The 13731-nt window shown below is 69.7% G+C and carries 12 protein-coding genes and 1 riboswitch; of the genes, 8 read left to right on the top strand and 4 right to left on the bottom strand.

Translation table 11 applies throughout. The features are described from left to right. Positions 1–10: 10 nt before the first annotated feature. Complete coding sequence (locus F8S09_RS11325; RefSeq protein WP_152871616.1) at positions 11–1558, bottom strand: ABC transporter permease; 1548 nt, start codon at positions 1556–1558, stop codon at positions 11–13. A 358-nt stretch (positions 1559–1916) separates the two neighbouring features. Then, the gene (locus F8S09_RS11320) at positions 1917–2945 is read right to left on the bottom strand and encodes a thiamine ABC transporter substrate-binding protein (RefSeq protein WP_152871615.1); all 1029 of its coding nucleotides are present in this window, start codon (positions 2943–2945) and stop codon (positions 1917–1919) included. A gap of 53 nt (positions 2946–2998) precedes the next feature. Continuing rightward, positions 2999–3102, bottom strand: a riboswitch (TPP riboswitch). A gap of 32 nt (positions 3103–3134) precedes the next feature. On the opposite strand from F8S09_RS11320, the gene F8S09_RS11315 reads away from it, so the two are divergent. After that, positions 3135–3596 carry an NUDIX domain-containing protein gene (locus tag F8S09_RS11315; protein ID WP_322618761.1) on the top strand — a complete coding sequence of 154 codons (462 nt, stop codon included), beginning with the start codon at positions 3135–3137 and terminating at the stop codon, positions 3594–3596. On the opposite strand, the gene F8S09_RS11310 is transcribed toward F8S09_RS11315, so the two are convergent. After that, the gene (locus F8S09_RS11310; RefSeq protein WP_322618760.1) at positions 3593–3985 is read right to left on the bottom strand and encodes a 4'-phosphopantetheinyl transferase superfamily protein; all 393 of its coding nucleotides are present in this window, start codon (positions 3983–3985) and stop codon (positions 3593–3595) included. The two genes, F8S09_RS11315 and F8S09_RS11310, sit on opposite strands and share 4 nt — an antisense overlap. 72 nt (positions 3986–4057) lie before the next feature. On the opposite strand from F8S09_RS11310, the gene F8S09_RS11305 reads away from it, so the two are divergent. The 7 genes from F8S09_RS11305 (at position 4058) to F8S09_RS11275 (ending at position 12606) form a co-directional block, all read left to right on the top strand. Further along, a complete protein-coding gene (locus F8S09_RS11305; protein ID WP_322618759.1) occupies positions 4058–4765 on the top strand; it encodes a HepT-like ribonuclease domain-containing protein in 708 nt (235 codons plus the stop codon). 106 nt (positions 4766–4871) lie between these two features. After that, the gene (gene paaA, locus F8S09_RS11300) at positions 4872–5828 is read left to right on the top strand and encodes a 1,2-phenylacetyl-CoA epoxidase subunit PaaA (protein WP_152871612.1); all 957 of its coding nucleotides are present in this window, start codon (positions 4872–4874) and stop codon (positions 5826–5828) included. After that, positions 5828–6403: a phenylacetic acid degradation protein gene (locus F8S09_RS11295; RefSeq protein WP_152871611.1), complete on the top strand. Its 576-nt coding sequence runs from the start codon at positions 5828–5830 to the stop codon at positions 6401–6403. Before paaA ends, F8S09_RS11295 begins: the two co-directional genes overlap by 1 nt. Then, on the top strand, positions 6400–7194 hold the full coding sequence (gene paaC / locus F8S09_RS11290) for a 1,2-phenylacetyl-CoA epoxidase subunit PaaC (protein ID WP_152871610.1): 795 nt from the start codon (positions 6400–6402) through the stop codon (positions 7192–7194). Before F8S09_RS11295 ends, paaC begins: the two co-directional genes overlap by 4 nt. 4 nt (positions 7195–7198) lie before the next feature. Continuing rightward, positions 7199–7693: a 1,2-phenylacetyl-CoA epoxidase subunit PaaD gene (gene paaD, locus F8S09_RS11285; protein ID WP_152871609.1), complete on the top strand. Its 495-nt coding sequence runs from the start codon at positions 7199–7201 to the stop codon at positions 7691–7693. Positions 7694–7783: 90 nt separating this feature from the next. Further along, positions 7784–9874, top strand: coding sequence for a phenylacetic acid degradation bifunctional protein PaaZ (gene paaZ / locus F8S09_RS11280; RefSeq protein WP_152871608.1), 2091 nt, complete (start codon positions 7784–7786; stop codon positions 9872–9874). A gap of 167 nt (positions 9875–10041) precedes the next feature. Further along, entirely contained in the window at positions 10042–12606 is a 2565-nt protein-coding gene (locus tag F8S09_RS11275) for a DUF937 domain-containing protein (RefSeq protein ID WP_152871607.1), read from the top strand. A gap of 48 nt (positions 12607–12654) precedes the next feature. On the opposite strand, the gene F8S09_RS11270 is transcribed toward F8S09_RS11275, so the two are convergent. Then, positions 12655–13320, bottom strand: a complete 666-nt coding sequence (locus F8S09_RS11270) for a phosphodiester glycosidase family protein (protein WP_227978656.1) — start codon at positions 13318–13320, stop codon at positions 12655–12657. Between the last annotated feature and the right edge of the window lie 411 nt (positions 13321–13731).

The raw sequence follows: 13731 nt of genomic DNA, 5'->3' as shown, positions 1-13731 counted from the left end.
ACATCCCCAGTTACGTCACCTCCCCCTCCCCGCCGTCCAGCAATGTGAAGGCTCCAGCCGCTAGGAGCAGCAGCACCGTCGCCAGCGCACACGCCTCGCCCAGATTGCGCTCACCGGGGCGGCCCAGGCGGTCGTAGAGGCCCACGCTGAGGGTGGCCCACTCGGGCCGGGTCAGGACCAGCGTGGCCCCGAACTCGCCCAGCACGGTCGCCAGCGCCAGCGCCGCGCCGCCCCGCAGCGCCGGAAGCGTGAGCGGGAGCGTGACCGTGCGGTGCGCCCCGAGGGGCCGGGCGCCCAGGGTGCGGGCGGCCTCGGTCAGGTGGGGGGGCAGTGCCCGCAGCGCCGGAAGCAGGCTGCGCGTCACCAGCGGAAAGCCCAGCAAGGTATATGCCGCGATCAGGAGGGGCAGGGTGGCCGACAGCGCCGGGTACGCCAGCAGGTAGCCCACCGCCAGACTCACGGGCGACACCATCAGCGGCAATAGCGAGAGCAGGTCGAGCACCCGTGACCGCGCCCGCCACGCCCCCAGCGCGTGTAATCCGCCCAGCCCCACGGCCCCCAGCAGCGCCAGCAGCCCGAAGCGCAGCGTGTTGCCCACCAGCAGCGGTGTCTCCGGGTCTGCCAGGATGCCCTGCCAGTAGGCCAGCGTCGGTCCGGCTGACCCGAGCAGCCCCCGCGCCACGACGGCGACCAGCGGCCCGAAGCAGATCAGGCCCACCAGTGCCGTGAGGCCCCACAGGCCCGCCGCCGCCACGCCCCGCGCCGGGGGCAGACCGCTCGCGGGTACGCCCGTCCCGCCTCGCAGCAGGGCCACATATGCCCACGTCGCCCCCAGCGTCAGCGCGAGTTGCCCGGCGATCAGGGCACTCGCCTCCGACAGCCGGAACTGGTAGGCCGTCAGCGTGTAGATCTCGACCTCCAGCGTGGCGTAGCGCTCGCCGCCCAGCGCCAGGGGCAGTCCGAAGCTCAGCGCTGAGTAGAGAAACACCAGGATGACCCCGGCCAGCAGCCCCGGCAGTGCCAGCGGCAGTGCCACCGTCAGCGCCGCCCGCAGGCTCGACGCCCCCAGCGTTCGCGCCGCCTCGGTCAGGCCCGGCGACACCCGCGAGAAGCCCGCGTAGGCCAACCGAATCATCACGGGCAAGTTGAAAAAGAGGTTTCCGAGGATCAGCAGCGCAGGCGTTTCCTCCAAGTCCAGTCCCAGCGGACGGCTGATCCAGCCCTGCGGTCCCAGCAGGGCCGAGAGGCCCAGCACGGCCACCAGGGTCGGGGTCACGAAGGGCAGCAGCAGGAGGCGCAGGAGCAGGGCCTTGCCGAGGACCGTGTACCGGGACAGAAGGTAGGCGAGGGGCGCTCCGATCAGCAGGGCGATCAGGGCGGACGCGCCCGCCTGGGCCAGGGTCCAGGTCAGGCGACCCAGGAAGTAGGGGTCCTGCCAGACGGCGAGGTTGATGCCGCCTTCCAGCAAGGTGCGGGTGAGGGGGAGGGCGAGGAGGAGGGTCAGGAAGAGGAGGGACGGGAGGGCGAGGAGCCAGCCGAGGCGGGGGGACGGGGTCATGGGCTGGGGGGCCGGAGGTCTTGATTCGGTTTTGCCCCCACCCCCCAGCCCCCTACCCCCCGAGGGGGCAGGGGGAGCGGCGCTGCGCTGGGCAGGGCCTTCGTCCGGTGCGGTGGGGGTCGTCGCAATCGGCGCGGAAAGTTTGATCTTGGTGCGTGCTGGCTGCGGCCACCGTCTCGCTGCGCGAGCCGACGTGGTGAAGGCGGTGCGGACGCCACCGGCCCACACCTGTGCGGCGTCCACTGTGCCTGTTTTTGAGGAGGCTCAAGCTGTGGCGTCTTTAATCCTCCCTTGCGGGGGAGGCTGGGACTCGTAGAGCTGCGAAGCAGAGGGGGGTGGCGGGCGAAGCTCGTCCCCTTCACCGTGCCCGCAGTACCTGCGTCACCCAGGCGTCCACCAGCCGCTGCGGGTTGGCCGCCACGCTGGCCTTCACAGGCTTGACCTCGGGCTTCTCGGCAAAGCGGAAGACGGGGTCCAGTTTGGTGCCGCTCACCGCCGGGTAAACCCACATCCGGGTGGGAATGTCGGCCTGCACGCCGCCCGACAGCATGAAGTCCACGAACTTGCGGGCGAGCGCGGGCTGCTTGCTCCCCTTCAGCACGCCCACGCCCTCCAGTTGCAGGAAGGTGCTGCCCGGCAGGAACAGGTTGGCGGTGGGCGCCTGGGCAGGTAGCTTTTTCGGGTCGTAGCCGTCCGCGTAGTAGACCTCGGCGGCGGGGCTGCTCGCGTAGCTCAGGACGATGGGGTACTTGCCGCCGTTCTTGCTGAAGTCCTTGTTGTAGGCGTCCGACCAGCCGCGCGTGACCTTCATGCCGTTCGCGCGGGCCTCGCGCCACCACGCCCACGCGCCCGCCTCGCCGTAGTGGTTCACGGTGGCGAGCAGGAAAGCGAGGCCGGGGCTGCTCGTCGCGGGCGAGGAAACCACCGTCAGGCGGGCGTACTGCGGCTTTTTCAGGTCGTCCAGGCTGCGGGGCAGGGGCAGGCCCGTCTTCGCCCAGGCCGCGCGGTCATAGTTCAGCGCCACTAGGCCGGAATTCACCGTGTTCAGCAGCCCCGCATCGTCCAGGCGGGAGGCGGCGGACACCCTCGCCAGCGCGGGCGAGCGGTACGCCTCCAGAATCCCGGCGGCCTTCGCGCGGGGCAGCATGGCATTGTCCAGGCCGTACACCACGTCGGCAATCGGGGCGCGGCGGGTCAGGATCAGGCGGTTGAGGAGTTCGCCCGCGTCCCCACCCCGCACGAAGCGCACGCGGGCCTTGTTCGCCTGCTCGAACTGGGCGACCAGTTTCTTATCCACGTCGAAGGAGTCATGGGTAATCACCGTCAGGGTGGTCTGGGCGTGGGCGGCCCCCGCGAGCAGCAGGCCGAGCAGCAGTGTTTTGCGCATAAAAAATCCCCCTCGCGTCACGAGGGGAAGCCGAGGAAGGCACGCGCCGGGGGGCGGCCCTTCCGTCACGCTCCCTCCGCCGGAATGACCCGGTTCAGGTTCCTGGGGTGTGATCTCAGCCCGTGCTGATCGCAGCAGGGCACCCCCGGTGACGCGGAGGCAGCATAGCGCAGGCTCTACGCTGGGGCGGTGATTCACCTCATCGTGTGGCTGGTCGTGCGGGACGCCTCGGGCCGGGTGCTGCTGGGGCGGCGCTCGGGGACGACCTTTGCGGATGGCCTGTGGAATTTACCCGGCGGCGCGGTGGAGCCGGGCGAGGCTCTACTAGACGCAGTGACCCGCGAAGCGTGGGAGGAAGTCGGTCTGCGCGTGGACCCGGCCGCCCTGCGCTCGCTGGGCGTGTCCCGATACGACGTGATCGGGCTGGGCGGCCCGGTCGCGGGCGTGGATTTCCTGTTCCTGGCTGGCGCCTGGGACGGCGAGCCACAGCCACTGGACAAGACCTCCGAGGTGGGGTGGTTCGCAGCGGACGCGTTGCCGCCGGACTGCCTCCCCTGGCTGCCTGGCGTGCTGCGGGCGCATCTGGTGGAGGGGGTGCGCCTGACCGAGCAACTCACTGGGGTGGAAGGAATACGCTCCTTGCCCCGTTAGCGCCCTGACCGCGCCTCCAGCACCACCACTGCCGACGCGTGCTCCTTCGTATGGGTCAGCGTCAGGTGCGCCACCCAGCCCCGCGCCTCCAGTTCCGCCGCGATCTCTGGCGCGAAGCCCAGCACCGGGCGGGCGAAGGGGAAGGGACCGTCCGGCGTCCGCTCGCGCTCTACCCACACGTCGCGCCACCCGTGCGGGCGCGGCCAGACCTTCTGAAAGGCTTCTTTGGCCGCAAACCGGGCCGCGAGGCTGGGGGCGGGGTCCGCATGTTCAGCGCAGTAGGCCAGCTCGCACGGGGCAAACAGTTTCTCGGCCCGCCGCCCCTCCCGCACCAGCAGGCCCCGAATGCGCTCAATCTCGATGAGGTCATGGCCGATGGCGACGATCACAGGTCGGATCGTAAAGCGTGGACCGGGGAACATGGGCGGAATGACCGCGCCGACGCTCTACACTCCGGGGCAGTGGCGTCGCCCCCTCCCCCCCTTTTCCCCGACCTGCGCCTCCCCACCATCGCCGCCGTGCTGCGCGACGGCGAGGCCGCGTGGCGGGCAGCGGGCGTCTCCCGCGTGCGCGTCTTCGGCTCGGTCGCGCGAGGCGAGGCGGACTCGTCGGCCGACATAGACCTGCTGCTGGACTTCGCGGGCGAGATGGGCTTGCTAGACCTGATGCGGGCCAAAGAAGTCTTTGAGGACCTGCTGGGCCGCCGGGTGGACGTGCTGACGGAAGGCGGTCTGCACCCCGCCCTGCGCGGCGAGATTCTGGCCGACGCCGTGGACGTGCTGGAGGTGCCCGACCCGCCGCCCCACTCGCACCGGGGCAAGCGCTGGCGCTGGCGGGTCCACGACCTGCTGCGGGCGCTGGACCGCGTGACCGCCTCCACGGACGGTCACACCCTGGCCTCCTTCCTCGCCGACGAGCGCAGCCAGGACGCCGTCCTGCACAACCTGCTGCGGCTGGGCGAGGGCACCAAATACATTCCCCAGAGCGTGCAGGACCGCACCCCCGGCGTGCCCTGGCCCCGGCTGCGCGACATTCGCAACCTGCTCGCGCACGATTACTTCGGCGTGGACCCCCGGCTGGTGTGGCACACGGCGCGGGTGGAGTTGCCCGCTCTGCGCCCGGCCCTGCAAGCCCTCGCGGACGCGCCCCACGACGACTTTCAACCTTGATCTCCCCCTTCACTTTGTGAGCCAGGGAGGGTGGCGGAGGCTGCTATCCTGTACCATCTAACAAACGCTCGTTAGGCAAGTTGTCCCGACCCAGGAGGAGCCCGCCATGACCCAGACCCTGACGCCCGCCGAGACCGCCGAGCAGCACGCCGCCTTTGAAGCCCGCATCCAGCGGGGCGAAAAGATTGAGCCCGGCGACTGGATGCCCGCCGAGTACCGCCGCCAACTTATCCGCATGATCTCGCAGCACGCGCACTCGGAAGTCGTCGGGATGCTGCCCGAGGGCGAGTGGATCACCAAGGCGCCGACCCTCAAGCGCAAGACCATCCTGATCGCCAAGGTGCAGGACGAGGCGGGGCACGGGCAGTACCTCTACCACGCTGCCGAGACGTTGGGGATTTCCCGCGAGGAGATGCTGGACGCGCTGCTCTCGGGCCGGGCCAAGTACTCGTCCATCTTCAACTACCCCACCCACACCTGGGCCGACGTGGGCATGATCGGCTGGCTGGTAGACGGCGCGGCGATCAAGAACCAGACCATGCTGGCGGGCTGCTCGTACGGCCCCTACAGCCGGGCGATGGTCCGCATCTGCTCGGAAGAGACCTTCCACCACAAGCAGGGCAAGGAGATGATCGTCGCCTACGCGCAGGGCACGCCCGAGCAGCGCCAGATGGCGCAGGACGCCCTGAACCGCTGGTGGTGGCCCGCCCTGATGATGCTGGGGCCGCACGACGCCGACAGCCCCAACACCGGGGCGCTGAGCAAGTGGGGCATCAAGCTCAAGACGAACGACGAGGTCCGCCAGGAGTTTATCAACGAGCATGCTCCCGAACTGCTGGAAGCTGGGCTGACCATCCCCGACCCCGAACTGCACCAGGACGCCGACGGCAACTGGAAGCACGGCCCGATTAACTGGGACGAGTTCTGGGCCGTCGTGAAAGGCCAGCAGGGGCTGAACAGGGAGCGCCTCGGTGCCCGCCGCGAGGCCCACGAGGACGGCGCCTGGGTGCGCGAGGCGCTGGAAGCCTACGCCGCCCGGCAGATGGGACAGGCGGCGGACTGATGACCGCGCCTGACACCCAGTGGCCCCGCTGGGAGGTGTTCAAGCAAGATGCCCCTAACCGCCCCCATCAGGCGGTGGGGAGCATCCACGCGGGGGACCCGCAGCACGCGCTGGTGACCGCCCGCAACGTCTTTGTGCGTCGCCCCGCCGCCGTGAGCCTGTGGACCGTGCGCGAGGCCGACATCCTGACCGCCACCCCGGAGGAACTCGCCGCCCGCCCCGAGGTGCTGGACACCCCCGGCGAGGCGGGCACCTACCACGTGGGACTCAAGCGCACGCACAAGCGCTCCATGACCTTCGTGGACCTCGTGGGAACCGTGGAGGCGAGCGGCCCCGGTGACGCGCTGCGGCAGGCGCGGGGGCAGCATCCCGACGCGCTGACCTGGCTGGTCTTTCCCGAGTCCGCCGTCGTCCGCACCGACGAGGACCCCGGCACCGTGGAAAGCTGGTTCGCCCCCGCGAAGGACAAGACCTACAAGCAGCAGCAGTTCTACGGGGTCATCGGCCGCCACATCGGGGAACTCAAGCGCGAGGGCCTGATTCCCGGCCGCGCGAAGGAAGGGGTGCAGGAATGACTGCGACCGAACAGCAGGCCGCCGAGACGCTCTCCGAGGGCCTGCGGGCCGCTCTGATTGAAAAGCTCACGGCCCTCGCGGACGACGAGATCGTCCTCGCGCACCGGGATGGCGAGTGGACCGGGCACGCGCCCATCCTTGAGGAAGACATCGCGCTGGCGAACATCGCGCAGGACGAACTGGGACACGCCGGGCTGTACCTGGAGCTGCGCCGGGCGCTGGACGGCTCGGATGCCGACCGGCTCGCCTTTTTCCGGGACGCGTCTGAGTACCGCTGCACCCGTTTCGTGGAGCTGCCGAAGGGCGACTGGGCCTTCACTATGCTGCGGCAGTTCCTCTTCGACACCTACGAGGCGCTGTGGCTGGAAGCGGCCCGCTCAAGCACCTACGCGCCGCTGGCCGAGGTCGCGGCCAAGGCCCTGCGCGAGGAGAAGTTCCACCTTCAGCACACCGCGCTGTGGGTCGAGCGGCTGGCGCTGGGCACCGAGGAAAGCCGCCGCCGCACCCAGACCGCACTGGACGAGCTGTGGCCCTACGCGGCGCAACTGTTTCAGCCTGTGCCCGGCGAGGCCGAGCTGGTGACAGCCCGCATCGTCCCCGACCTGGAGAAGCTGCGCGGCAGTTGGGAGAGCTTCGTGCTGCCCCACCTGACCGGGAAGTGCGGCCTGACCTTGCCGGATGTGCCCGCCGACGCCGGGGCCGGACGCGACACGCACACCGAGCACCTCGCCCCGCTGCTCGCCGAGATGCAGAGCGTGGCCCGCGCGGTGCCGAACGCCGAGGTCTGGTGAAACCATGACAACCCTCCCCGTTACCCCCGAACAGGTCTGGACCGCGCTCGCCGCCGTGCCCGACCCCGAAATCCCCGTTGTGTCTGTCACCGACATGGGCATGGTCCGGGACGTGACGGTGGACGGGGGGCGGGTCAGCGTGACCTTCACGCCGACTTTCTCCGGCTGCCCGGCCCTGCACGTCATCCGAGATTCCATTGGGGAGGCGGTGCGGGCGCTGGGCGTACAGGACGTGGAGGTTCGCAGCACCCTCACCCCCCCCTGGACGACCGACTGGATTCAGGAGGACGCCCGCGAACGCCTGCGCCAGTACGGGATCGCGCCCCCGGCCCCAGCGGGCGACTCGCCCCTGATCACCCTGGACCCCGAACCCACCCGCTGCCCCCGCTGCGGCTCGCTCAATGTCCGCATGACGGGCAGCTTCGGCCCGACGCTGTGTAAGCGGCTGTATGTGTGCGATGCGTGCAAGGAGCCATTTGAGGGCTTCAAGAGTGTCTGATCCCGCCGCAGACGAACGGCAGATGGCAGAAGGCTTCAGGCTTTTTGCCATCTGCCTTTGCTTTTCGTCCCCACTCTGTAAGGAGTCCCCATGACCACCCTTCCCACCCCTGACCTCCTCCGCCCTGCCTCCTACGTGTACGGCACCTGGCACGCCAACCCCGACGGCGAGACGCTGGTGGACGCCATCTACGGCCGCCCCGTCGCCGTCATCTCCTCCGAGGGGGTGGACTTCGCGCAGGCGCTGGCCTACGGGCGTGACGTGGGCGGCCCGGCCCTCCGGCGGCTGACCTTCCACACGCGGGCGCGGGCGCTGCGGGCGCTGGCGACGCACCTGATGGAGCGCAAGGAGGACTACTACACCCTCAACCTGCTGACCGGCGCGACCCGCCGTGACGGGTGGGTGGATATCGAGGGCGGCATCGGCACCCTGTTCTCCTACGCCAGCCTCGCCCGCCGCGAGCTGCCCGACGAGCGATTCCTGCCCGACGGCAAGGTGGAGCAGCTCGGTAAGGGAGGCACCTTCGTGGGCCGTCACATCCTCGTGCCGCGTGACGGGGTGGCCGTGCAGATCAACGCCTACAACTTCCCGGTCTGGGGAATGCTGGAAAAGCTCGCGCCCGCCTTTATTGCGGGGATGCCCACCCTCGTCAAGCCCGCCCCGCAGACGGCCTACCTGACCGAGCGGGTGGTGCGCGACATCGTGGCGTCGGGCCTGCTCCCTGAAGGGGCGCTGCAACTCGTGACGGGCGACCCCGGCGACCTCCTCGACCACCTGGAGGAACAGGACATGGTGGCCTTCACGGGGTCGGCGGCGACGGCGGCCAAGCTCAAGGTCCATCCCAATATCGTCGCCCGCAACGTGCCCTTCGTGACCGAGGCTGACAGCCTGAATGCCTCCGTGCTGGGCCTGACCGTGCGCCCCGAGGACCCCGAGTTCGCCCTCTACGTCAAGGAAGTGGCCCGCGAGATTACCGGCAAGGCCGGGCAGAAGTGCACCGCCATTCGCCGCGCCTTGGTGCCCCGCGACCGGGTGGAAGCCGTGGTAGAGGCGCTCCGCAAGGAACTCGGCAAGGTGACCCTGGGCGACCCCGCCCGCGACGACGTGCGGATGGGCGCTCTTGTCAGCACCGCCCAGCGCGAACGGGTGCAGGCCACCCTGGAGGCGCTGCGCGAGGAGGCCCGCGTGGTTATCGGCGGCGAGGAACGCGACCTGCTGGGCGGCGACCGCGAGAAGGGCGCGTTCCTCGACCCCACCGTGCTGCTGTGCGACTCGCCCCTGACCGCCCGTGGCCCACACGAGCTGGAGGCCTTCGGACCGGTGGCGACCCTGCTGCCCTACGACACGCTGGACGACGCCGTGCGCCTAGCCAAGATGGGCCGGGGCAGCCTCGCCGGAAGCATCATCACCCACGACCGCGCCGAGGCGACCGACCTCGTGATGGGTCTGGCGAGCACGCACGGCCGCCTGCTCGTCCTCAACCGGAACAACGCGAAGGAAAGCACCGGACACGGCAGCCCCCTGCCGCAGCTCAAGCACGGCGGTCCCGGCCGGGCGGGAGGCGGCGAGGAACTCGCGGGCGCAGCAGGCATCAAGCACCACATGAACAAGGTGGCGGTGCAGGCCGACCCCACCACGCTCGCCGCCGTGACCCGCGAGTACGTGCCCGGCGCCGAGGTGCGCGAGGACGTGGTTCACCCCTTCCGCAAGTCCTTCGACGAGATTCAGGTGGGCGACAGCCTGCTCACCCACCGCCGCACCGTCACCGAGGCGGACATCGTGAACTTCGCGGGCCTGACCGGGGACCACTTTTATGCCCACGTGGACGAGATCGGCGCGAAGGAAGGCATCTTCGGGAAGCGGGTGGCGCACGGCTACTTCCTGATTTCCGCCGCTGCTGGGCAGTTCGTCTCCGCCGCGCCGGGGCCGGTGCTGGCGAACTACGGCCTGGAGAACCTGCGCTTCATCACGCCCGTGGGCATCGGGGACACCATCCGCACCCGCCTCACCTGCAAGCGCAAGATTCGCAAGGACCTGCGCCCCGGTGAAACCCGGCCGACCGGCGTGGTCGAGTGGCGGGCCGAGATCACCAACCAGAATGAGGAACTCGTCGCCACCTACGACATCCTGACCCTAGTGGAGCGGTCCCGCGACGGGGCGGACCCCGCGCTGGAAGCGTAAGGACTCGGGCAGGGGAGAGGGGGAGGGGCTACCCGGCCTTCCCTCTTTTCCTTAGGGAAAGGTCATGGTGACGGTCAGGAGACGGCTCTGGCGCTGAGGTACGGTGAGCCGGGCCGCCCCAGTGGGCGGCAGTTTCCCACGCCTTTTCCGTCTGCCCAGGAGCCTGCATGACCGTGAATGACCCGCTCGTTTCCTTTTTCGGCCCCGCGACGCCCACTCTGGGTCAGGTCGCTGGGCTGTCTCCCGCCGACTCCGGCCGCGTGCTGCGCGAGGGCCTGCCGCTGCTCGTCCAGGCGCTGGCCGACACTGACCGCACGCCGGAAGGCCGGGCCGCTATAGACCAGGCTTACGCAGCCATCCCCAACTTCTCCAGCGTGGACGCGGCCCTGAATGCCCCCGGCGGCGCCTCCGAGCTGATGCAGGCGGGCGAGGTGCTCTCCGCGAACGTGCTGCGCGAGCCGCTGCCGTCCCTCGCCTCTCGTCTCGGTTCGGCGGATTCGGCGGGAACCACCCGCTTACTGCAACTTGCCCTGCCGCTCCTGCTGAGCCTGCTCGCAGGGCGGGGGATGAGGCCTGGCGATCTGGTGGGAATGGCCACAGGGGGAAGCACGGGAACGGCGCCTGTCGCCGCCGGGCTGACCGCTACCGGGCTGATCGAGACCCTGCGTGGTCGCCTGGGCGGGTCGTCCGGCGAGGCGCTGGGCCGCGCGGCCGGGTTCACGGCGAGTACGGCGGGCCGTGCGGCATCGGCTTCTCTCCCTGTCCTCCTCGCGGCCATCGCCCGCAAGGGGCAGGACGAGGCTGGAGCGGCTGACCTCCTGAACCGCAGCCGTGACCTGGAGGACTTGGCCGCCGGTCCCCTCCCCACCGATCCCGCCGAAGTTGCCCGGCTGGAGGGACAGGGCCGTCCGCTCGTCACGCACCTGTTTGGCTCTGCCGACGCCGTGACGGGGCGCCTCGGCTCGGCGGTAGGCGGCTCGGGGGCCAGCGCCGGAAAGCTGCTGGCCCTCCTCGCTCCCGTCGTGCTGGGGCTGCTGGGCCGCGAGGCTCGGGCCACTGGCACCACGGCGGCGGGCCTCAGCCGGGTGCTGGGCGAGGTACCGGGCCTGCTGCCGGGGCTGATCCCTCCGGGAATGTCGGGCCTCTCCGCCCTGCTGAATCCGCCCACCGTCGCGGCAGCGACCCCGCAGGTGCGGGCAGCCCCCGCGCCCCGGCCCTCGCCGACTCCCGCCACCAGCACGACGACCAGCACCACCACCGTCACCCAGACGCGGCGGCGCGGCGGCTTCCCCTGGTGGCTGATTCCCCTCCTGCTGCTGCTCGGCCTGGGCGGCTGCTGGCTGACGCAGCAGAACGACCGTGAACCGGCGACCGCCAGCGCCCCCGCCGCGACCCAGCAGGGCGGCGAGAGCATTCTGGTCACCAACCCGACCTCGGACGCCGACCTTCCTGCCGAAGCCTTCGTCATGAGTGGGACGGCGGCTCCCGGCGTGACCCTCACCATCTCCGACGAGGGGGACGAGGTCGCTGCCGCCACCGTGGACGACACGGGCAACTGGGAAGCCCAGATTCCGGCCCCCACTCCTGGCGAACACACCTACACGGTGGAGGGTTCGGACGGCACCCGCAGCCAGTTCAAGGTCAACATCGTGGACGACGCGGCCGCAGCAACCGGAGACGGCGAGAGCATCCTCGTGACCAACCCTACCGCCGGGGCGAATCTGCCCGCCGAACCCTTCGAGATGAGCGGCACCGCCACGCCCGGCATCACCCTCACCGTCTCCGACCAGGGTCAGGAGGTCGCCACCGCGACGGTGGACGACGCGGGCAACTGGCAGGCCCAACTTCCCGCCCCCACCCTCGGGGAACACGTCTACACCGTGGAGGGTTCGGACGGCACCCAGAGCCAGTTCCGGGTGAATGTCGTGGAGGATGACGCCTCCGACGACACCGCTGCGTCGGACGGTCAGGCGCAGCAGGAAGCCACCGAAGCCACCACTCCAGCCGCTCAGCCGAGCGAGCCTGCCTCGCCGAGCAGTGGAACCCCTGCGTCCGGCGCGACGACTGCACCCTCTCGCCCCGCCGCCGGAACCCCGGCCGCGCAGCCCCCCGCCACGCCTCCTGCGGGCGCGGCCACGGAGGAGACCCCCGACACCACGGCGACCGAGCCGACCGAACCCGCAGCGGCCTTCACCATCGCCGAGCCTGCGGCCGACGCCGAACTGCCCGCTGGGGGCTTCACGTTGAGCGGTACGGGTGAGCCCGGCCAGAGCGTGCAGATTCTGGAAGACGGCACCAGCCTCGGCACCGTCACAGTCGCGGATGACGGCACCTGGAGCCTGGACGTGCCCAGCCCGGTCGAAGGCGCCCACACCTACGCCGTGCAGGACGAGGCGGGTACTGAACTCACCAGCGTCTCCGTGACTGTGGCCGCCGCCGATCCCAACGCCAGCGCCGCCACCTGCGACGAGCCTTACAGCCTCAGCATCTCCGACGGTCAGACGGTGAGCGAGCCCTTCCGCTTCGGCGGGGTGGGTGCGGGCGAGGGCTACCTCGTGACGGTGCGCCGGGGCGAGCGGGTCGTGGGCACCAAGCGGGTTCTGCTCGACAGTACCTGCGGCTGGAGCTACCAGAGCCGCCCCGGTCCCGGCGAGGTGACTTATGACGTGCGCCCCTTGGAAGACCCCAATGCCGAGCCCCTCAGTACCGTCAACCTGACCGTCGCCAACTGACCCCGCCTACTTCCACAGGCCGCCTCCTCGGGGGCGGCCTCTTGCTGCCTACCGGCTGACGGTCCAGATTCCAGCAAACTCCGCAAACTGCGTGTCGGTCCCTGGTGTCGCATAGGCACTGATGCTGCCGTCCAGATAAAGGGCGTCCGGGCATCCCAGCGTGTCCCGGAAAAAGACCGCGAAGCTGTGGAAGTTGACGGGTGCGCCGCTCACCACAAAGCGCACCCTCCCGTCCGAGCACACACCTACGCCGCTGCGAACCTTGAAGCTGGTGCCGCTCTTGTTGAAGGCCGGATGCAGCCGCCCCTTTTCGACAAGCAGTGGCCCGGACTGACTGGCAAAGGTGGGCCGCAGGTCTGCACGGCGGTAAGCCTGAGTCTCTGTCACCCCCGCCTGCTTGCCCCTGATCCAGAACACTCCGTTGGGCAACAGGGCAAAGTTGCCGCCAGAACGGGCATTGTTGAGAGGCACCAGTGTTCGGCCTCCTTCCACATGCAGGCCCAGCGGCTTCAGCCCAGGCGCGTAGATGCCGCTGTTGGTGGCAAACAGCACGCGCCGCCCACTCTTGCCCAGCCGCGCCATGACCTGCCGAAACGTTCCGTAAGGCTCCCCCGTGGTGGGATTGAGCCAGTGCAGTTCCAGGCGGTCCCGCGTCAGGTCCACCGTCGCCACCGTGTAGAGGGTGCCGCCTGAGGTGACCTGCCGAACTTGCATGGCCTCCCCTTGCCCACACCCGACCAAAGCGGTGGTCAGGAGGGTGGGCAACGTGAGTCGAAAGAAGGAGAGAACGTGCGGGGTCACGCTCTCCATGATGCACTTGGGCCGAGGCCGAAGCATTTTGCTCGGCAGAGTGAGCTTTTTCCGGTGGCCGAGCGAGGTTCAGGCACGGACAGATAGAGGGTGTTGACAGGTTCAGGGTTGGGGTGTATCTTTTCTGAGCCTCAAGCGAGGCGGGGAGCATGACAAGCGAAGAGGTGTGCGAGAGAACAAGCACAGAGAGCGCCTTCCGGGCGCCGCTCAGGTTCGCCTGGGTGGGTCGGGACGTGCGTGAATGAATGGAAGGGTCAAGATACTAAGGGTCCACGGTGGATGCCCTGGCACTGGAGCCGATGAAGGACGCGATTA

The organism is Deinococcus terrestris, assembly GCF_009377345.1.
GTDB lineage: Bacteria > Deinococcota > Deinococci > Deinococcales > Deinococcaceae > Deinococcus > Deinococcus terrestris.
Note: the sequence above shows the minus strand (reverse complement) of the source record. Positions and strands in the feature narration are given on the sequence as shown.

Bases quoted from the DNA above. Each gene is read 5' to 3' on its own strand.
- paaA (WP_152871612.1), top strand. From the start codon at position 4,872: ATGACCCAGACCCTGACGCCCGCCGAGACCGCCGAGCAGCACGCCGCC.
- F8S09_RS11325 (WP_152871616.1), bottom strand. From the start codon at position 1,558: ATGACCCCGTCCCCCCGCCTCGGCTGGCTCCTCGCCCTCCCGTCCCTC.
- F8S09_RS11275 (WP_152871607.1), top strand. From the start codon at position 10,042: ATGACCGTGAATGACCCGCTCGTTTCCTTTTTCGGCCCCGCGACGCCC.
- F8S09_RS11295 (WP_152871611.1), top strand. From the start codon at position 5,828: ATGACCGCGCCTGACACCCAGTGGCCCCGCTGGGAGGTGTTCAAGCAA.
- F8S09_RS11320 (WP_152871615.1), bottom strand. From the start codon at position 2,945: ATGCGCAAAACACTGCTGCTCGGCCTGCTGCTCGCGGGGGCCGCCCAC.
- paaC (WP_152871610.1), top strand. From the start codon at position 6,400: ATGACTGCGACCGAACAGCAGGCCGCCGAGACGCTCTCCGAGGGCCTG.
- F8S09_RS11270 (WP_227978656.1), bottom strand. From the start codon at position 13,320: ATGCAAGTTCGGCAGGTCACCTCAGGCGGCACCCTCTACACGGTGGCG.
- paaZ (WP_152871608.1), top strand. From the start codon at position 7,784: ATGACCACCCTTCCCACCCCTGACCTCCTCCGCCCTGCCTCCTACGTG.
- paaD (WP_152871609.1), top strand. From the start codon at position 7,199: ATGACAACCCTCCCCGTTACCCCCGAACAGGTCTGGACCGCGCTCGCC.